The sequence below is a fragment of the Actinokineospora sp. UV203 genome (assembly GCF_056323665.1).
In genome coordinates this window covers 3819493-3838823 of sequence record NZ_CM150484.1, presented here as the reverse complement: position 1 = coordinate 3838823, position 19331 = coordinate 3819493, and the positions used below count along the sequence as shown (strand labels likewise).

The window sequence follows — 19331 nt, the reverse complement described above, 5'->3', positions numbered from 1 at the left end:
TTTCACCGATAGAGGAGGTAGGGCTCCCTGAGTCGCCCGAAATCGGCCAGCTCGGACTGCCACGCGCCCACGATCTCGGCCGTGTCCGCGCCCCCGTCGACCATCCGCCGAAGCCGGTCGGAGCCGGTCAATTTGTCGATAAAGAGATCCGGCCGCCACCCGAACACCGCCGGGAACAGCCGTTTCACCGTCACGAGCATCGCCACGGCGGTGTGGATCGCCTCGAAGCGCCGCTCGTCTGTCATGTGCACCTGCACGCCACCGCACGCGGCGCCGGCGAACTTGCCGAAGGTCGGGACGAAGTACTGCTCGCGGAAGCGGACCCCGGGCAGGTCCAGCGCGTTGAGCTCCTCGGCCCAGCGCCAGTCGAGGCCGGGCGCGCCGATGATCTCGAACGGGCGGGTCGTGCCCCGGCCCTCCGAGAGCACCGTGCCCTCGAACAGGCAGGTGCCGGGGTAGGCGAGCGCGGTCTGCGGGGTCGGCATGTTGGGGCTTGGTGGAACCCAGGTGAGGCCGGTATCGGCGAACAGGTGGTCGCGCCGCCAGCCGGTGACGCGCTCGACCGTCACCTCCCGACCCAGGAACTCGCCGCCGAACAGCCGGGCCAGCTCCCCGACCGTCATGCCGTGCTGCTGCACGATCGGCTGCCGACCTACGCCGGACGCGTAAGCGGGGTCAAGCCTTGGTCCGCGCGGGGAGCCGCCGATCGGATTGGGGCGGTCGAGGACGATGAACTCGAGGTCCTTGGCGGCGCTCATCGTCGTGTACATGGTCCAGATGTAGGTATAGAACCGGGCGCCCACGTCGGCGATGTCGAAGACCACGGTGTCCACACCCGCCTTCGCGAACTGCGCCGCGAGCTTGGCGGCGGTAGCGCCGTAGGCGTCGTAGACGGGGATGCCCGTGCGGGGGTCCAGGTAGTCGCCCTGCGAGCCGCCCGCCTGTGCGGTGCCCCGGAAACCGTGCTCGGGCCCGAAGACCGCCGTCGGACGCACACCCGCGGCCACCATCGAGTCGACCACGTGGGTGCCGTCGCGCAGGACGCCGGTCGGGTTCGACACGATCCCGAGGCGCCGCCCGGCCAGGCGCCGCCAGCCTTGGGCGGCGAGCATGTCGGCGGCGGGCGCGGTCCGGCCGCGGGGCTGTGCCGTGGCGGGTGCCGCGCCGGCTGTGAGCAGGGGAGCGGTGAGCGCGGACGCGGCGAGGAACCGTCGGCGGTCCATCCCGGCTACCAGCTCAGGCCGTGGTTGAACGGATAGCGCACTTCGCTCGGATCGGCGCCGTCCGGGACCGCGACCGGCAGCTTGCCCTTAGGCAGGATCTCCCCGGTGATCACCTTCGTGAGGGACTCCAGGGATACCTCTCGCCACGAGTACGTCGCCAGCCACGTGGGCGCGTCGACGAAGCCCGCGTCATACGGAACCTGGGAGGCCACGGCGATGACCGGCTTACCGGTCTCCAACAGGCGGGTGAGCAGTGTGCGCTGGGCGAGGTTCGCGGACAGGTTGTTGGTCAGCACGATCACGAGGTCGACGTCCTGGGCGGCCTCGACCGCCTCGGTGATCTTGGTGTCCACCGGTCTCGTGCCGGTCGGCAGCGGGGTCGTGTCCCAACCCCGGGCGCGCAGTTGCGCGGCCAGGAGGGTGGGGGACTTGGCCGAGTTCACCGTGTCGCCCACCCCGGCGACCAGCGTCTTCGCCGGTGTCCGGCGGGGCAGCAGGCCGGCGTCGTTGCGCAGCGCCGTCACCGTGCGATCGGTCAGCCGCTGGATCGCGGCCTTGTGCTCAGCCGTGCCCACCAGGGCCGGGACGCGCTCGACGGCCACGAACGGCCTGCTCAGGATGCCGCGCTTCGCTTTGAGGGCCACGATTCGGCGAACGCTCTGCTCGACGCGCTCGACCGTGAGCCTGCCGCTCTGCACCGCGGCGAGCACGGAATCCATGGCCAGCCGCAGATCCGGCGGCATCAGCAGCTGGTCGACGCCGGCCTCGATCGCCAGCACCGGGATCTCGGCGTCGCTGAACATCTCCCGGATCCCTTGCATGCCAAGGGAGTCGGACACGATCACGCCCTGGTAGCCCATCTCCTCGCGGAGGAGCTCGGTCATGATCGGCTTGGACACGGTGGCGGGGACGCGGGTTGGATCCAGGCTGGGGAACTGGATGTGCGCGGTCATGATCGAGTCGATGCCCGCCGCGATCGCCGCGCGGAACGGCGGCAGGTCCACCCTTTCCCACTCCTCGGCGGACCGGTTGATGATCGGCAGGCCGGTATGGCTGTCGGTCGCCGCGTCGCCGTGTCCCGGGAAATGCTTCGCGGAAGACGACACGGTGGCTATCGGCCTGCCGCTCTCCTGATAGCCGCGCACCTCCGCGGTGACCATCTCGCTGGTGAGAACTGGATCCGCGGAGAACGACCGCGCGCCGATGACCGGGTTGAGCGGGTTGGAGTTCACGTCGGCGACCGGTGCGAAGTTCTGGTTGACCCCCATCGCGCGCAGCTCATGGCCGTTGATCGAAGCCAGCGTGCGCGCGTCCGCGGCGTTGCGGCCCGCGCCGATCGCCATGCTTGCCGGGTACTCGGTGGCGGGCGCCTCGACCCGGGTGACGTTGCCGCCCTCCTGGTCGATCGCCACCACCATCGGCAGCCGGGCGCCCGACTCGATCGCCGCCCGCTGCAGGCCGTTGGAGAACTTGGCGAGCTGCACCGGGCTGTCGACGTTGTCGGTGCCGCTGTTGTTGAAGTAGATGACCCCGCCGACCTGGTACCGCCGCACGACCTCGGCGGGGGTGTCCACGCCGTAGGTGGCGCGGTTCATCGAGTGGACCTCGTCGGCCGACTTGCCCCAGACACTGGCCACGAACAACTGGCCGACCTTCTGCTCGAGGGTCATCCGACCGAGGAGGTCGTCGGTCCAGGCATCCACGGAACGCGCGCGGATCTCGTCCTCCGCTGGTTTGACGGCGGGGATCGCGCTCGCGACGACACTCACAGTCGCCATGGTGGCGGCGGCGATGAGGAGCGCCGCCAGTGGCCGTGGAGTACGCACCCTGCCTCCCGGTGGGTCGTGTCGGCGCTTGTTAACTAATAACAACGCCTACACGGAAGTTACTCACGTCACGATCACCGGGTCAACGCGGTGTTTGCCGCCTGTGGACAACTGCCCCTGAAACGGAATTGGGCGGCTCCGCTCCGGAGAGCGGAACCGCCCAAACCTCCGCGCGAACACTCGGGTTACCAAGCGTGCAACGTTGTCGTATCAACATGGCCTCGGCGTCCGGCGTCCCGGTACGCAGTCCCTTGACGACATGCCTCCCGCGGCGTGCTGCGCGTGGGTGCTCGGTGCTCGCGCACGGAGTTCGCTCGGGGTGGATCGGAGCTTCTCTTCGCTTCGTCCCTGGCCGGCTCGAAGTCCGCATCTCCATTTGTACCCAGTGAGGAAGGTCACTTCAAGGGCACTTTCGGGTGCACCGGTAAAGAGCGCGGAAAGCATCGACCAGCACCGTCCGTGAGCGTAGGCTGGACGCTCTGTTTGTGTGTTACTCGGACTGGATCAGGTGGGTACCGCCAGTCGGGTGTATCCGAGAATTACTTGCGACACCGTGGCCGGTCAGCGCCTGCGCCTGCGGTAGCCGTACCAGGCGGCGCCCGCCGCGGCGGCCGCCGCGCTGAGGCTGATCGCCGTCACCGCCACCGCCGTGCCGGACGGCGCGTGGAAGCGCGAGCGCAGCGACACCGGCTTGGAGAACGTCAGGATCGGCCAGCCGCGCTCGGCCGCGATCTTGCGGAGTCCGCGGTCCGGATTGACCACCGACGGGTGCCCGACCGCTTCCAGCATCGGAAGGTCGGTGCTGGAGTCGGAATAGGCGTGGCTCGCGGCGAGGTCGTAACCGTGCTGCTCGGCCAACTCGCGGATCGCGGCGGCCTTGTTGTCGCCGTAGCAGTAGAAGTCGATCTCTCCGGTGTAGCGGCCCTCGGCCGACACCATCCGCGTGCCGACGCTGTGCGTCGCGCCGATCATCTCCGCGATCGCGGCGACGATCTCCTCGCCGGAGGCGGAGATGACGACGACGTCGTGGCCGTTGGACTGGTGCTCGGCGACCAGTTCGGCCGCCTCGGCGTAGACGAGCGGGTCGACGATGTCGTGGAGCGTTTCCTCCACGATCGAGCGAACTTGCACGACATCCCACCCTGCGCACAGCGACGTGAGGTGCTCGCGCATTCGCTCGACCTGGTCCGCATCCGCGCCGGAAGCCGCGAAAACGAACTGCGCGTAAGCACTCTTGAGCACTCCGCGACGGTTGATGAGGCCGCCTTGGAAGAACGGCCTGCTGAACGCCAGCGTGCTGGATTTCGCGATGACCGTCTTGTCCAGGTCGAAGAACGCCGCGATCCGGCCCGGTTCGAGTGGGTCGGCGCTGCTGCCGGAATCGGTCACGCCGCCAGCATAGGAGCGAGCCGCCGGCGGGCCGTCGCGGTATGCCCACGGGGTGAACTCCACCGGCGTCTTCGGCAGTTCTGTAGCCAAGACACCCAGGGGAGGGGATACAGTATCCATAACCGGCCTAGTGCCGGGACGGTTCAGTCCGACCCCCCGGGGCTGAACCTCTGACGGCCCCCGCCCCTCCCCCCTGGCGGGGGCCGTCCTATATCCGCCGCAAGTCGGCCCCCTCCCAGCCTGCCGGCACCCGCCGACAAAACTCGGCGCCCACCACCGGTCTGTCCACAGTGACCACGGACCTGTCCACAGCCCGACCGGCGGGGATTGTTCTCGACGCCCTCTCGAACGATCGTGATCACAGCGGCCGCCGACGGCCGCCCCGATCCGAAGGGAGCTGGTCGTCGTGGCCCGACCGGTGGCGTGCGTACATGAGGACAGCCTGCTCGACGAGGTGCTGCGGGTGGCCGCGGCGGCGGGCTGCGCGGTCGAACGAGTCGCCGACATCGCCGATCTCCGAGCCCGCTGGCAGGACGCCCCGCTCGTCATCCTCGACGCCGACGCGGCGGCGGCCTGCCTCGCCATCGCGTTGCCGCGCAGGGAAAGCGTGGTCCTGGTGTGCGCGGGCGCCCCGCCGCCGGCCACCTGGTCCGACGCGGTCGCCCTCGGCGCCGACCGGGTGGTCACCTTGCCCGACGGTGAATCCTGGCTGGTGGAAGCGTTTGCGGACACCACGGAGAGCCCGGCGGGCAAGGCGGGCCGAGTCGTCGCCATCATCGGCGGGAGCGGCGGCGCGGGAGCCTCGGTGTTCGCCGCGGCCGTCGGCCTCACGGCGCTCGACCTCGGCCACGACGCCCTGCTCGTCGACTGCGACCCGCTTGGCGGCGGCCTCGATCTGGTGCTGGGGGCCGAGCAGAGCCCTGGGATGCGGTGGCCCGACCTGCGCCTCAAATCGGGCCGCATCCCGGTGTCCAGCCTGCGGTCCGCGCTCCCCGGACGCACCAAGGGCGACACACGACTCACGTTGCTGTCCGGCGCGAGATCGGGCGAGGCGCCCAGCCCCGAGGCGGTGGCCGCTGTCATCGACGCAGGCAAGCGGGGTGGCGAGACCGTCGTATGCGACCTACCGCGCGCCCCAGGCGACGCGGCCCACGCCGCACTGGACCGCGCGGATCTCGCGGTCGTGATCGTCCCCGCCGAAGTCCGCGCCTGCGCGGCGGCCCGCAACGTCGCCGTCCGAATCGCCGCCCGCGGCATCCGCGCGGCGGTGATCGTCCGCGGCCCCGCCCCGGCCCGACTGGCCTCGCCCGCCGTAGCCGAGGCCGTCGGCCTGCCCCTACTCACAACCCTCCGCACCGACCGTGCCTTGGCGCACTCCCTGGACCACGGCGACTTCCAAGTCCGCGGCTCCCTAGCCCGTGCGGCCCACGCTGTCCTTGCGGAGCTCCAACCATGACCGAAGGCAAGGCAGTGACGACCCACTTTGTCGACCGACCCCGCCGGCTACTCTCGGGCAGCGCCCGGGAAATCACCACCACCTCCGCTGTGACCCACGCGGCCCGCGAGGAAATGAGTGGGGTAGGCCGCCAACGACGTCCTAGTTCGCAGCTCCCTCGCACGTGGGACGCGTGCGGTTCCTGCGGAGTCCGATCATGATCGGCGGCACGGCAGTGACAACCGACTTTGTCGGCAGGGTTCGCCCGCGGGTGGCGAGTGGTGCGCCAGAGATCACCTCCGGCGTCGTTCCCCCACCCGGTGTCATGGGCCACAACGACTTCCAAGTCCACGGCCCGTTCGCGGGTGCGGTTCTTGCGGAGAGCGGATCATGACCGGGGGGACGGCAGTGACGACCGACCTTGTCGACCGGGTCCGCAGGCGGCTCGCGGGCGGCGCCCGGGAGATCACCTCCGCCGCCGTGGCCCAAGCCGTCCGCGACGAAGCCGGTGGGGTCGTGGGCCACGACGACGTCCTCACCGCGTTGACCCTGCTGCGTCAGGAGTTCGTCGGCGCGGGCCCGCTCGATCCGCTGCTCCGCGACCCGGCCACCACCGACGTCCTCGTGACCGCACCGGACCAGGTCTGGGTCGACGGCCCGGGGGGCCTGCGGCGCACCGAAATCCACTTCCGCGATGAAGACGCCGTCCGCCGCCTCGCCCAGCGACTGGCCATGGCCGCCGGCCGCCGCCTCGACGACGCCCAGCCCTACGTCGACGGCTGGCTGCCGAGCGCGGCCACCAACACCCGAATCCGCCTGCACGCCGTGCTGCCCCCGATAGCCGAAGCGGGCACCTGCCTCTCCCTTCGCGTCCTCCGCCCCGCCGCCCACGGCCTCACCGACCTGCGCCGCCTCGCCACTTTCGACGACCACCTTCACGACGTCCTCCGCGCGATCGTCCACGCGCGGCTGGCTTTCCTGGTCTCGGGCGGAACCGGGAGCGGAAAGACGACTCTCCTGTCAGCCCTGCTCGGCGAAGTCCCACCAGGCGAACGCGTCGTCTGCGTGGAGGACGCGGGCGAACTGCAACCCGCCCACCCCCAATTCGTCCGCCTGGTCACCCGCCCGCCGAACATCGAGGGCGCGGGCGAGATCACCCTGCGAGACCTGGTCCGCCAAGCCCTGCGAATGCGCCCCGACCGGCTGGTGCTGGGCGAAGTCCGCGGCCCGGAGGTCTGCGACCTTCTTGCCGCCCTCAACACCGGCCACGACGGCGGCGCCGGAACGGTCCACGCCAACTCACCCACGGAAGTCCCCGCACGCCTCGAAGCGCTGGCAGCCCTGGGCGGCCTGACCGCCACTGCCCTGCACAGCCAGGCTGCCGCCGCCATCCACCTGATCCTCCACATGCGACGGTCATCGGCCGGAGCCCGACACCTACAACAGATCGCCCTGCTCACCAGATCACCCACCGGCCTGGCGATAACCCCCGTATGGAAGGACAGCGCGTGGACCCCGGCCGCCCCAGCCCTCACCGCCTTGCTGCGGAACGCGGGCGTTTCCGTGCCCACGCTTCCAACACCATGCTGACGCGAACGGATCCCCAGCGGTGGCAAGGGGATCCTAGGTCCAGCCACGGGACACCAACTCCCGCCGAAGCCAGGCCCGGGACGAAGGGGAGCCGCCCTACCGTCACCGCTGCGCGGAGATCCGCTGTGGCCGCCTGCCCGGGAGTTCGGAGGGGCCGCACAAGCCTTTCGCGGCTGAGCTGGATCAAGTCGCCGCGGTCGAGTGCACTCGGGTGGCTGGCCTGCCGACCTCGCCCGAGTCTCCGGCGGCTCGCCTTGCTTGAGTTGTCATGGTTGTGTGCGCCCAATCCGGCGGCGCGTTGGACGCGTCTGTGGCTGGTCGAAACCAAGTCGCCGTGGCGGCGTGCGGCTTGCCGGACTCGCGTGAGTTCTCGCCGGCTCATCGTCTTCGGCTCGTTGCGGCCGGAGGCGGCTGCGCATCGGGCTCACGGGAGGTCTCGACAATCGGCCGTGGTGAAGTCGCGGTGGTGGTGCGTGGTCCGCTGGGCTCGGGAGAGTTCGCGCGGTTGGCCCCATCCGAGTCGTCGCGGCGGCGTGCGGCCTGCCGTAGCTCGCGTGGGTCAGTGCTTGTTGGTCGCGGTCAAGTCGATGTGGTCGGGTGTGCTCCGCTGGGGTTGCGCGAGGTTTCCGCGACTGACCCGGTTCGAGTCGTGGTTGCGGGCGACCTACTGGGCGACTGCGAGGCCGCGGCTGCTCCTGCTCAAACGCGTAGGTGAGGGCCGATGCTGATCCCACCCGTTCTGCTGTTGGCCGCCGCCGTTCTCGCCTGGCCGTCCGACCAGGCTTCCCTCCGACTGCGACGCCTCACGACTCGGCCACGCGCGACGCTCCTCTACAAGCCGAAGCACACAGGTCTCGTCGCCGCACTGGCAGCGGCTCTTGTCTGCGCCGCCATGGTCGGTCCTGGGTGTGGCATTGCCGCCGCGATGGCCGTACTCACCGTGGGGCACCAGATTCGGGACCGCCGCCGAATCCGGTCCCGCCTCGCCGCCACAGCCGGGCTGGCCGAAGCAATCCGGTCGCTCGTCGCCGAGTTGCGGGCAGGTGCGCACCCCGCAGACGCAGCCGAAGGCACGGCACGTGACGCGGAACCCGCGGTCGCGGCGACCCTGCGGTCCGCCGCGGCGGCGGTGCGGCTCGGCGGCGACCTCGACGGCGCGTTCAGCGCGACCGGGCCCGAAGCCGCGGTCGCACGAGCGTGGCGCCTAGCCACGCGCCATGGGTTGGCGCTCGCGGACGTCCTGGACGCGGTCCGGGCGGACCTCGACCATCAGGTCGGCTTCGCCAGACAGGTCATCGCCCGGATGGCGGGCCCCCGGGCCGGCGCCATGGTTCTCGCCGGACTGCCGGTCATCGGCCTTCTCTTGGGCCAAGCGATGGGCGCGGCCCCGTTGGCGGTGCTCATGAACTCGTTCGGCGGCCAAGTCCTGCTCGTCGTCGGTGTGGCGCTGGAGTGCGCGGGCGTTCTGTGGTCGGCGTGGTTGACCAGCCGGGTGGTCGGACGATGACCCAATTCCTGCTGCTCGCCTTGGCGGTTCTGGGCGGTGTGCCACACCGGTCCGCGGCACTTCGACAGGTCCGCGGGGTCGGCAGGCTACTTGATCCGGCCGGTGTGGTTGACCGAACGGGTGATCGCACTATGACCCAGTTTCTCTTGCTTCCTGTCGCGGATATGGGCGGTAGTGGGTCTGTGGCATGTCGGCGGGTTCGGTTCGTCGGCTGGCTGTTGGATCTGTGGTTCGTGTGGTTGGCGAGTCGGGTGGTCGCTATGACTCGGTTTCTTCGGCTTGTTGTCGGGGTTTTGCCTGGCGAGCTGGGGTGGTCCGCAGCATTTCGGCGGGTTCGGATCGCCGGCTCGTCGCTGGATCGGTGGTCGACATGGTTGACCAGCCGGGTGGTCGCGCCATGACCCAATTCCTGCTGCTCGCCGCAGCGGTTCTGGTTGGGGTGCCACACCGGTCCGCGGCGCTTCGGCTTGGTCGGATCTTCGGGTCGCCGACCACAGGCGTCCCCGGAACTCGACGGTTCTCAAGAAGACTGCCTCGGCGGTCGCGGGACACCGATGACGGCACCTACGCGGCCACCTGGGACTTGCTCGCAGCCTGCCTGTCTTCGGGGATGGCGGTTCCGGCCGCGATCCGAGCGGTTGCCGTCGACCTGCCGGAACGCGCCGGTCAGGCCTTGCGGGACACCGCCGACCTCCTTGCCCTCGGCAGCGACCCCGTCGAGGCGTGGTCGCTCGCGCTTGAGTGTCCGGCGACGGCGGGGCTTGCCCGCGGTGCCCGCCGGACGGCGCGGTCGGGGGCGGCACTCGCCGGTGTCGCCAGGGCCCTCGCGGCCGATGCCCGCGCGCGGACCGGTGAGGCCGCGGAGGTGCGGGCGCAACGTGCGGCCGTGTTGATCAGTGGGCCGCTCGCGCTCTGTTTTCTTCCCGCCTTTCTTTGCCTGGGCGTAGTGCCGATCGTGCTCGGGCTGGCGGGCGTCCTGTCGAACCACCTCTGAATGGAGATCCAGATGACCCAGTTCCTGCACCGCCTCCGCCGGTCCGACGACGGCATGAGCACCGTCGAGTACGCGATCGGCACCATCGCCGCCGCCGCGTTCGCGGGCATCCTCTTGGCCGTCGTCAACAGCGACGCGGTCATGAGCGGCCTCAACGCGCTCATAGCCCGGGCGATGGGAGGTGCGGCGTGACCTCCGACCGCGGCGCTGTCACGGCCGAGGCGGCTGTCGTCATGTCGGCGCTGATGGTCGTCCTCACGCTCGTTGTCGGTGCCTTGCTGGCCGTCACCGACCACATGCGCTGCATCGACGCGGCTCGGGAGGCCGCGCGGCTGGCCGCGCGCGGTGAGGTGGACCGTGGGCGGACGGTCGCGGCAGGCCTCGCGCCTCGTGGGGCCGACATCCTGATCCGGCGGGACGGCGACGCTGTCTCCGTCGAGGTCCACGCCGATTCCTCGGCGGGCATCCGCTTACGGGCGGACGCATACGTGATCGCGGAGCCTGGGACGTCCGACCCATGAGATCGGGCGACGAGGGCGTCGCGACGGTGTGGGCGGCGGGAGTGATCGCCATGGTGATGGTGCTCGCGGGCCTGGTCGCGGGGTTCGGTGCGGCCCTGGCGACCAGGCACCGGGCCGAGGCGGCGGCCGACCTCGCAGCACTGTCGGGTGCCGTGCACGCGGTGTCCGGTGAGGAGACCGCCTGCGCCCGGGCCCGGTGGGTGGCCGACCGCATGCATGTGGAGCTGGTCGGCTGTCGGCTGAGCGGTTGGGACGTGTCCGTGCATGTTGCCGCCCAACCGCCGAGCTTGATCGCGGCGTTCGGCCCGGCTGAATCCGCCGCAAGGGCGGGGCCGGTCGGCAACGGTCAAACGGTCGACCTCGCACGGTGAACGGCATCACAGTCACCGCCCGATCGGCGGCTTGCCGCAGCGGATGATCATGTTGTTGATCTTTATTTCCGCAGGTCGTAGCCGTGGTCGCGCGGGGTGGTGAACCTGGCGCCGCAGCCCGGGATGACCGCGTCGACTTCAGCCTGTCGTCGACGACGACCGGTTGGCGGCGCTTCACCCGCCATTCCGCCGCCGTTTCACTCACCTCGTCAAAGCGACCAGTTGTCGACTGCAAGTTACGTATCGCACGTCGAATGTCGTCTAGTAGTCATAGGCCGCCGAGCGCGGCGCCCGCACCGCGAGGAGGCACTGCCGGAGATGTTGGAAACCGATAGGTCGGAAAGCTGGCGGAGAGCGTTCCGGGTCGAACTGCGAGCGGAAGCGATCGGCCTCGCGTTCCGCGGTTGGCCCGTTCTTCCGGGCACCTATCCGGCAGGCGAGCACTGGGCGGGACGCGAAGGCGTCGAGGACAGCGGACCCGTGCCCGTCCACCGCGACTGGCAGGAACGCATCGGCACCAAGGCCGAGCAGGTCGCCACCTGGTGGACCGGTCGTCCCTACAGCCTGCTTCTGGCCACTGGCAAGGTTTACGACGCGATCGAGGTCGACGACGACCTCGGCAGGCGTGCCGCAGGCGTGCTGCGCTCGGTCGGCATGCCCGTGCCGATCATCGCGACGCCCGACCGCCGCTGGTTCTTCCTGACCCAGTCCGGCGCCGAGCTCAACCACGAGCTCGCGGCGGAGCCGACCATCACTCTGCACGCGGACGGCAGCTGGATCACGTTGCCGCCCAGCCCTTTCCAGCACGGTGTCGTCCACTGGCGAGTGAAGCCCGACGTGTGCGGCTGGGAGATCCCGACCTCGCGCACCGTGCAGGACGCACTGCTCGACGCTTTGCAGGAACCCACCCGCGATCGACTGGTCACCCAGCTCATCGGGGCGGACTAGCCCAACTGACCACTGTGGCCGGTTCACGCTCGACATTCCCGCGAGCGATGAAGGCCACCCGCCAACGCCGGTTCCAACGCGCCACACGCCACCTCCCGCCCTCGGCGGGCGCGACGGACCGGCAGCCAGCCGAGCAGCACCTGGAGGCGACGGCCTCCCGCACGGCCCACGGAACCGAAGACCAGCGGCACCAGCCGCACTCGGCGACACCCCGCCCGGGACGAACCGCCTGCCCGACACCGACCGCCTCCCAGGTGTCCCAGCGCAGTGCGAGTACTCCCCGCCGATGGTCTTGGCACCCGAGGGCCCTGCGGTAGCAGGCCAGTCGCACGCTCGGCGGCACAGCAGTGCGCCGGGGTTGCGCGTCGGTGTCCCCACCGACGCCCCCCGGCGCCTGCCGCGTTTCGGCCAGGCTCGCTTCGATCCAAGCCGGCGGCACGGATCCGGCCCGGCACCGTGTGTGAGGGAAGCGCGATCCGGAAGGCCCCCCGGCGCCTGCCGCTCTTCCCCGGGCTCAGGTCCGGCCGGGCTCGCTGCGCGATCGGGGGTGTGGGCCACGTCGGTCGGCGTGATCACGTTGGTGGCGGCCAGATCCGGTTCCACGGCCACCCTGTCTGGCGACCCGGACCGGGAGTGCCGAGCGAGGGAGCACCAGCCAGCCCGCTGACGCCCCGGAGGCTGCCGCGTTGGGCCAGGCGCCCATTAGGCTGCGTTCTTCGACATCTCTGGGGGGAACCATGAGAACTTCGCTGCTCGCTGCCTGCGTCAGCGCGGGCTTATCCCTGACCGGTTGCGCCAAGGATCAAGGGAACAACGCCCCGCCCGCATCCAGCGCGACCGTGCCGCCCACGACGTCATCGAGCTCCGCCGCTCCCAAGCCGCGGGCCGTGGATCCGGCCAACATGACGGCGGCGGCGGTGTTCGGCGGCGACATGCTCGGGGTGGATGTCTCGACCGACCTGTGCGAGTTCCTGCGGCCCGATGATCTCCAGGACCTCGGTGCCTCCAGAGTTGCCGACCCGCAGGGGTTCGCGCGGTGCGCGATCGAGATCGGCGCCCCGACCAGCAGCACCGTCTACGCGGGCCGCTTCTTCGACGTCGCGGCCAAACCCGTCAAGGGCGCACCCAAGGCGCTCGCGGGCGGGCTCAAGGAGTACGGCGGCGGCTCGGCGGGCGGCTGCGCGAGCCAGGTGGTGTTCCCCGACAACGTGGGCCTGCGAGTGTGGGCGTCCGGGCCCGCCACCGGCCTGTGTCCCCTGGTGCGTCGCGCCATCGACGCCATGGTCGGTCGGTTCGACGACGGGACGGTGCCGCCGCGGCCGGTCCCGGCCAACTCGCTGGAGCGACTGGACGCTTGCGTCTTGCTTCCCGCGGACGTGTCCAAAGCGGTCCCCGGCGCGCGGCGTGGCCGCGAGGCCCAGTTGGACCGGCATGTCTGTTCGAGCGCGCCCAGCAACAAGGCGTACGGCGTCCTGGCTTTCGCCGCCGGGTACGCGCCGGTGGCGGACGGTGCGTCGGTGAGTGAGGTCGTCGCAGGCCGTCAGACGGTCGTCGCCACCCGACCCCGGCAGGACGGCGGCAAGTTCTACTGCGAGGCCGGCACGTCCGTGCGGCCGTTCGACAACAAGGACCTGCCCGGCGCGATGGAGTACGCCGTCGCGGAGGTCGTGATGTTCACCGCGCCGAAGGACTGCTCGGCGGCGAAGGCTCTCGCCGGCGTGTTGTGGCCGGCGCTGCCACCGGCCTAAGACCGCATCTCATTTGGGGTTGTTGTGAGTCAGCAGATCCAGTTTGAGGGCTCGGCGGTAGCAGATCACCGCGCAGGCCAGCTGGGCGAATGCCGTGAAGTGGGCGGCTTTGCGTTCATAGCGGCGGGCCAGCCGACGGAATCGGGAAACCCACTCCAGGGTTCGTTCGATGACATACCGGTGGCGACCCAGCCGCTTGGCGGACTCGATGCCCCGGCGGGCGATCCGGGCGATGATGCCCCGCCGGCGCAACGCCTTGCGGCAGGACAGGTAGTCGTAGCCCTTGTCCGCGTGCAGCTTGCGTGGTCGGCGGCGAGGCCTGCCAGTTGGCCCCTTGACCGGTGCCACGGCATCGACGACGGTCTCCAGTTCCAGGTGGTCGTTGCGGTTGGCCGCCGTGACGACCACGGCCAACGGCAGGCCACCGCGCTCGCTCACCGCATGGATCTTGCTGCCGGGCTTGCCCCGATCGACCGGGCTGGGACCGGTCAGATCCCCCCTTTGACCGCGCGGACGTGCATGCTGTCCACCGACGCCCGCGACCAGTCGATCGCACCGGCGGAGCCGAGCAGGTCCAGCACAGCCTCGTGCAGCCGAGCGAACACCTCCGCGGCGACCCACTCGGTAAACCGCCGATGCGCGGTCGGGGCACTGACCCCGAACGAGGCCGGTAGCGCCGACCAGGCACATCCGGTCTGTAGCACGTACAAGATGGCCGCCAACACGACACGGTCGTCCAATCGGCGCCGACCCCCGCCCTGGTGGCGTTGCGGCGCGTCGGGCAACACCGGATACGCCAACAGCCACAACGGCTCCGGACACCACTTCTCCACATCGTTCATCGTTGATCAACATATCGCCTACCAGCCAACCCACCCAAATGAGATGTGGTCTAAGGGCTCAACACCCGCAGGATCGTCGACAGCACCGAGACGGCGCCTGCCTTGTCCAGCGGCTCGTTCCCGTTGCCGCACTTCGGTGACTGCACGCAGGACGGGCACCCGCTCGGACATTCGCACCCGCTGATCGCCTTGCGGGTGGCAGTGAGCCAAGGGACGAGAGCCGCGTGGCCACGGTCGGCGAAACCGGCGCCGCCGGGGTGGCCGTCGTGGACGAAGACCGTGGGTTTGCCGGTGTCCGGGTGCAGCGCGGTGGAGACGCCGCCGATGTCCCAGCGGTCGCAGGTGGCGAACAGGGGCAGCAGGCCGATGGCGGCGTGTTCGGCCGCGTGCAGGGCGCCCGGGATCGTCGCCGGGGCAACGCAGGTGAGCAGGTCTTCGCTGATCGTGTACCAGACCGACCGGGTCGTCAGAGTGTGCTCGGGCAGGTCGAGTGGCACTTGGTCCATGACCTCACCCGACGGCAGTCTCCGCAGGTAGCCGACGACCTGGGACGTCACGGCGACCTCGCCCAGGCACACTGTCACCTCGCCCGCGCCCGCCCGGTGCACCACGCGGGACTGTGTGTCCAGCACTGAGATGTCCACGACCTCGCGTGCCTGCGTGGACCACTCCGGGTTCTCCGCGTGCACCATCGCGAGCCCGGCCTCCAGGTCGAGGTCGTCCACCACATAGGACGCGCCCTGGTGCAGGTACACCGCCCCCGGGTGGACCGACGTGCACGCGCTGCCCGGACTCACCGTCCCGAGCATCCGCCCGGAGTCCGACTCCACCACCGCGATCTGCTCACCGCCCGAGCCGCGGATGTCGACATCGCCGTGTGGCCGATCCCGCGCCGTCCAATACCAACCCGCCGGCCGTTTGCGCAGGACTCCGTCGTCGACCAGGCCGTCGAGCACCGTGCGCGCACCCGGCCCGAATGTCGGCAGGCAGTCGACGGTCAGCGGCAGCTCGGCCGCCGCGCAGGCTAGCTGCGGGGCCAGCACATACGGGTTGCCCGGGTCGGTGACTGTCGCCTCGATCGGCTTGTCGAGCATCGCCGACGGGTTGTGCACGAGGTAGGTGTCGAGCGGGTCGTCGCGGGCCACGAACACCACCAGCGACCCGTCGCCCGCCCGGCCCGCGCGACCCGCCTGCTGCCAGAACGACGCCACCGTGCCGGGGAATCCGGCTACCACCACGGCATCGAGGCCCGCGATGTCCACGCCGAGTTCCAACGCGTTCGTGCTGGCCACGCCCAGGAGATCGCCGCACGCCAGGGCCTTCTCCAGGGCTCGTCGCTCCTCGGGCAGGTACCCGGAGCGGTAGGCGGCCACCCGGTCGGCCAGCTCTGGGTCCACTTCGGACAGAGCGCGGCGGGCGCTCAGCGCCGTGAGTTCGGCGCCTCGGCGGGAGCGGACGAACGCCAGTGTGCGGGCTCCCTCGATCACCAGGTCGGTGAGGATCCGGGCGGTCTCGGCGCCCGCCGAGCGGCGGACCGGGGCGCCGTTCTCGCCGGACAGGTCTTCGAGCAGCGGCGGCTCCCACAGTGCCACGGTCCGGGCGCCGCGCGGGGAGTGGTCGTCGGTGACCGCCACACAGTCCATTCCGGACAGTCGGGTGGCGGACGCGCCCGGGTCGGCGACCGTGGCCGAGGCCAGGATGAACACCGGGTCGGACCCGTACTTGCGGGCGATGCGGGCCAGCCTGCGTAGCAGGAGCGCGACGTGGGAGCCGAAGACGCCACGATAGGTGTGGCACTCGTCGACCACCACGTACCGCAGCTGCCGGAAGAAGGTCGCCCAGCGGCCGTGCGCGGGCAGCACGCCGCGGTGGAGCATGTCCGGGTTGGTGAACAGCCACCGCCCGTGCGCCCGCGCCCAGTCGCGCTCGGCCATCGGGGTGTCGCCGTCGTAGGCGCAGGCTCGCAGGTCGTTCAGGTCCAAGGCGCGCAGTGAGCGCAGCTGGTCGGCGCCAAGGGCTTTGGTCGGCGAGAGGTAGAGCGCGGTCGCGCGCGGTTCGTCGAGGAGGGCGGAGATCACCGGCAGCTGGTAGGCCAGCGACTTGCCCGACGCCGTCCCGGTCGCGATCACCACGCTGCGGCCGCCGTGCGCGTGGTCGGCCGCCTCGACCTGGTGCGCCCACGGCTCCATGACCCCGCACTGGGCGAACGCCTCCCGGACACGCGAGGGGGTCCACGAGGGCCACGGGACGGCGGTGGCCGCGCGTTCGGGCAGTTCGGCGACATGGGTCAGTGGATCTTCCCCGGCGGGCACCCCGGCGAGGACCCGTTTGAGCAGCACGGCGCCGCGTTCCGAACCCACGGGTCGAGCTTGGCACACGGGTGTGACGTTGTTGCTCGGTAGGCGAATCGGCCGGAGATGATCATGAGATCTTCGTCACAATAAGCCCACGTAACATCACTTACAGTGCACGTTATGGGACGGCTCGCGTCTGTGATCCGCCTTACCAATAGACTCCGCCGTCATCCCACCGAATGTGGTGGTGCACACGTCGAAATCGGAGTCGATGCACGCTCGGGCGGATGTCGGCGCTGAAACAGGCAGATCATCAGGAGGACGGATGTCCGGGCAATCCCTCGCGGCGGACCTGACGCTCACCGGCGGCGACAAAGGTGTTGTCGTCGTGGTCGCCGCGATCGCCCTCGCCGCTCTTGCCGTTGGTTATGTCCTGCTCAAGGAGGTCCTGGCCGCTGGCACAGGGACCACGAAGATGCAGGAAATCGCCAAAGCGGTGCAAGAGGGCGCGGCGGCGTATCTCAAGCGGCAGCGCAACACGCTTCTGGTATTCGGCAGCGCGGTGTTCTTGCTGCTGTTCCTACTTCCCGCGGATAGCGGCGGCGAACGGATAGGCCGGTCCCTGTTCTTCTTGGTGGGCGCGGTGTTCTCGTTCACCATCGGCTATCTCGGCATGTGGCTGGCGACGCAGGCGAACCTGCGCGTCGCCTCCGCGGCCAACGATGAGGGCGGCCGCGAGAAGGCCACCCGCATCGCGTTCCGCACCGGCGGCGCGGTCGGCATGGCGACCGTGGGCCTCGGCCTGTTCGGCGCCGCGATCGTCGTGCTCGTCTACGCAGGCGAGGCCCCGAAGGTCCTGGAGGGCTTCGGTTTCGGCGCCGCGCTGATCGCGATGTTCATGCGTGTCGGCGGCGGCATCTTCACCAAGGCCGCGGACGTCGGCGCCGACCTCGTCGGCAAGGTCGAGCAGAACATCCCGGAGGACGACCCCCGCAACGCCGCCACGATCGCCGACAACGTCGGCGACAACGTGGGTGACTGCGCGGGCATGGCCGCCGACCTGTTCGAGTCCTACGCGGTGACCCTGGTCGCCGCGCTGATCCTCGGCAGCACCGCGTTCGGTGTGCAGGGCCTGCTCTTCCCGCTGATCGTCCCCGCGCTCGGCGTGATCACCGCGATGCTGGGCGTCTACATCACCAAGGCCCGCGCGGGCGAGAGCGGCCTGACCGCGATCAACCGCTCGTTCTACATCTCGGCGCTCTTCTCGGCGGTCCTCTGCACCGCGGCGGCGTTCATCTATCTGCCGAACTCCTTCGCGGAACTCACCGGCGGCACCACCGCGGGTGAGCCGGGCAGCCCGGCGCTGATCGCCTCCATCGCCGTGATCATCGGCATCGTGCTCGCCGGCGTCATCCTCTGGCTGACCGGCTACTACACGGGCACCGACCACAAGCCGGTCAAGGAGGTCGGCAAGACCTCGCTGACCGGTGCGGCCACGGTCGTCCTGTCGGGTATCTCGGTCGGCTTCGAGTCCGCTGTCTACACCGCGATTGTTATCGGCGCGGCGGTTTACGGCGCGTTCCTGCTCTCCGGTTCGATCATCGTCTCGCTCTTCGCGATCGCTCTCGCCGGCTGTGGTCTGCTGACCACCGTGGGCGTCATCGTCGCGATGGACACCTTCGGCCCGGTCTCGGACAACGCCCAGGGCATCGCCGAGATGTCCGGCGACGTGACCCCTGAGGGCGCGCAGATCCTCACCGAGCTCGACGCCGTCGGCAACACCACCAAGGCGATCACCAAGGGCATCGCGATCGCCACGGCGGTGCTCGCGGCGACCGCGCTGTTCGGGTCGTACCAGACCGCGATCGTCGAGGCGCTGGGCAAGGCGGGCGAGACCTTCAAGACCGAGGACTTCATCGTCTTCAGCCCGGATGTGCTGTTCGGCATCCTGATCGGCGCTGCGGTCGTGTTCATGTTCTCCGGTCTCGCGATCAACGCGGTCACCCGCGCGGCGGGCGCCATCGTCTTCGAGGTGCGCCGCCAGTTCCGCGAGATCCCCGGGATCATGGAAGGCACCGGCAAGCCGGAGTACGGCAAGGTCGTCGACATCTGCACCCGCGACTCGCTGCGTGAGCTGGCGACCCCGGGTCTGCTCGCGGTCCTCGCCCCGATCGCCGTCGGCTTCGGCCTCGGTGTCGGCCCGCTCGCGGGCTACCTCGGCGGTGCCATCGCGGCGGGCACGCTGATGGCGGTGTTCCTGGCCAACTCCGGTGGTGCGTGGGACAACGCGAAGAAGCTGGTCGAGGACGGCCACCACGGCGGCAAGGGGTCCGAGGCGCATGCCGCCACGGTCATCGGCGACACCGTGGGCGACCCGTTCAAGGACACCGCCGGTCCCGCGATCAACCCGCTGATCAAGGTGATGAACCTGGTCTCGCTGCTGATCGCGCCCGCCATCGTCTCGTTCTCGGTCGGCCCGGACGCCTCCACGGGTCTTCGGGTCACGATCGCGGCCGTGGCTGTGGTGCTGATCGTCGTCGCGGTGGTGGTGTCGAAGCGTCGCGGTACGGCGATCGCCGACACGCCGGCGGAGACGGTCTCCAACGGAGTCTGATTCCGACGTAGTGCTACGGGGCCGGTTCC

Annotated in this window: 15 protein-coding genes; 10 read left to right on the top strand and 5 right to left on the bottom strand. The window is 70.1% G+C overall.

What is annotated here, in order from left to right:
- Window positions 1–2 precede the first annotated feature (2 nt).
- The 3 genes from ACUZ2Y_RS18105 to ACUZ2Y_RS18095 form a co-directional block, all read right to left on the bottom strand.
- Complete coding sequence (locus tag ACUZ2Y_RS18105) at window positions 3–1223, bottom strand: exo-beta-N-acetylmuramidase NamZ family protein (protein WP_476320363.1); 1221 nt, start codon at window positions 1221–1223, stop codon at window positions 3–5.
- Between the two features lie 5 nt (window positions 1224–1228).
- Window positions 1229–3001: a glycoside hydrolase family 3 protein gene (locus ACUZ2Y_RS18100; RefSeq protein WP_476331911.1), complete on the bottom strand. Its 1773-nt coding sequence runs from the start codon at window positions 2999–3001 to the stop codon at window positions 1229–1231.
- Between the two features lie 609 nt (window positions 3002–3610).
- Window positions 3611–4438: an HAD-IB family hydrolase gene (locus tag ACUZ2Y_RS18095; RefSeq protein WP_476320361.1), complete on the bottom strand. Its 828-nt coding sequence runs from the start codon at window positions 4436–4438 to the stop codon at window positions 3611–3613.
- A 406-nt stretch (window positions 4439–4844) separates the two neighbouring features.
- On the opposite strand from ACUZ2Y_RS18095, the gene ssd reads away from it, so the two are divergent.
- The 9 genes from ssd to ACUZ2Y_RS18050 all read left to right on the top strand — a co-directional run bounded on the left by ssd (window position 4845) and on the right by ACUZ2Y_RS18050 (window position 13552).
- Window positions 4845–5894, top strand: a complete 1050-nt coding sequence (gene ssd / locus ACUZ2Y_RS18090) for a septum site-determining protein Ssd (protein ID WP_476320359.1) — start codon at window positions 4845–4847, stop codon at window positions 5892–5894.
- A gap of 387 nt (window positions 5895–6281) precedes the next feature.
- Window positions 6282–7463, top strand: a complete 1182-nt coding sequence (locus tag ACUZ2Y_RS18085; protein WP_476320357.1) for a TadA family conjugal transfer-associated ATPase — start codon at window positions 6282–6284, stop codon at window positions 7461–7463.
- A gap of 721 nt (window positions 7464–8184) precedes the next feature.
- On the top strand, window positions 8185–8970 hold the full coding sequence (locus ACUZ2Y_RS18080) for a type II secretion system F family protein (RefSeq protein WP_476320355.1): 786 nt from the start codon (window positions 8185–8187) through the stop codon (window positions 8968–8970).
- 397 nt (window positions 8971–9367) lie between these two features.
- Complete coding sequence (locus tag ACUZ2Y_RS18075) at window positions 9368–9964, top strand: type II secretion system F family protein (protein ID WP_476320353.1); 597 nt, start codon at window positions 9368–9370, stop codon at window positions 9962–9964.
- Window positions 9965–9976: 12 nt separating this feature from the next.
- Window positions 9977–10156, top strand: a complete 180-nt coding sequence (locus tag ACUZ2Y_RS18070) for a DUF4244 domain-containing protein (RefSeq protein WP_476320351.1) — start codon at window positions 9977–9979, stop codon at window positions 10154–10156.
- A complete protein-coding gene (locus ACUZ2Y_RS18065) occupies window positions 10153–10485 on the top strand; it encodes a TadE family type IV pilus minor pilin (RefSeq protein ID WP_476320349.1) in 333 nt (110 codons plus the stop codon). Before ACUZ2Y_RS18070 ends, ACUZ2Y_RS18065 begins: the two co-directional genes overlap by 4 nt.
- Window positions 10482–10856 (top strand): Rv3654c family TadE-like protein, encoded by a 375-nt coding sequence (locus tag ACUZ2Y_RS18060; protein WP_476320347.1) that lies wholly within the window; start codon window positions 10482–10484, stop codon window positions 10854–10856. Before ACUZ2Y_RS18065 ends, ACUZ2Y_RS18060 begins: the two co-directional genes overlap by 4 nt.
- A gap of 318 nt (window positions 10857–11174) precedes the next feature.
- Window positions 11175–11804, top strand: coding sequence for a bifunctional DNA primase/polymerase (locus ACUZ2Y_RS18055; protein WP_476320344.1), 630 nt, complete (start codon window positions 11175–11177; stop codon window positions 11802–11804).
- A 737-nt stretch (window positions 11805–12541) separates the two neighbouring features.
- Entirely contained in the window at window positions 12542–13552 is a 1011-nt protein-coding gene (locus ACUZ2Y_RS18050; protein ID WP_476320342.1) for a hypothetical protein, read from the top strand.
- Window positions 13553–13561: 9 nt separating this feature from the next.
- Here the strand turns inward: ACUZ2Y_RS18050 and ACUZ2Y_RS18045 are convergent.
- Window positions 13562–14394, bottom strand: a protein-coding gene (locus ACUZ2Y_RS18045; RefSeq protein WP_476320340.1) for an IS5 family transposase whose coding sequence is annotated in 2 segments (ribosomal slippage) — window positions 13562–14073 and window positions 14073–14394 — 834 coding nt in all. Because the reading frame shifts where the segments join, the coding sequence is not laid out codon by codon here.
- A gap of 50 nt (window positions 14395–14444) precedes the next feature.
- Window positions 14445–16754 (bottom strand): DEAD/DEAH box helicase, encoded by a 2310-nt coding sequence (locus ACUZ2Y_RS18040; RefSeq protein ID WP_476320338.1) that lies wholly within the window; start codon window positions 16752–16754, stop codon window positions 14445–14447.
- Window positions 16755–17013: 259 nt separating this feature from the next.
- On the opposite strand from ACUZ2Y_RS18040, the gene ACUZ2Y_RS18035 reads away from it, so the two are divergent.
- Window positions 17014–19302, top strand: coding sequence for a sodium-translocating pyrophosphatase (locus ACUZ2Y_RS18035; RefSeq protein ID WP_476320335.1), 2289 nt, complete (start codon window positions 17014–17016; stop codon window positions 19300–19302).
- The last annotated feature ends 29 nt before the right edge of the window (window positions 19303–19331 follow it).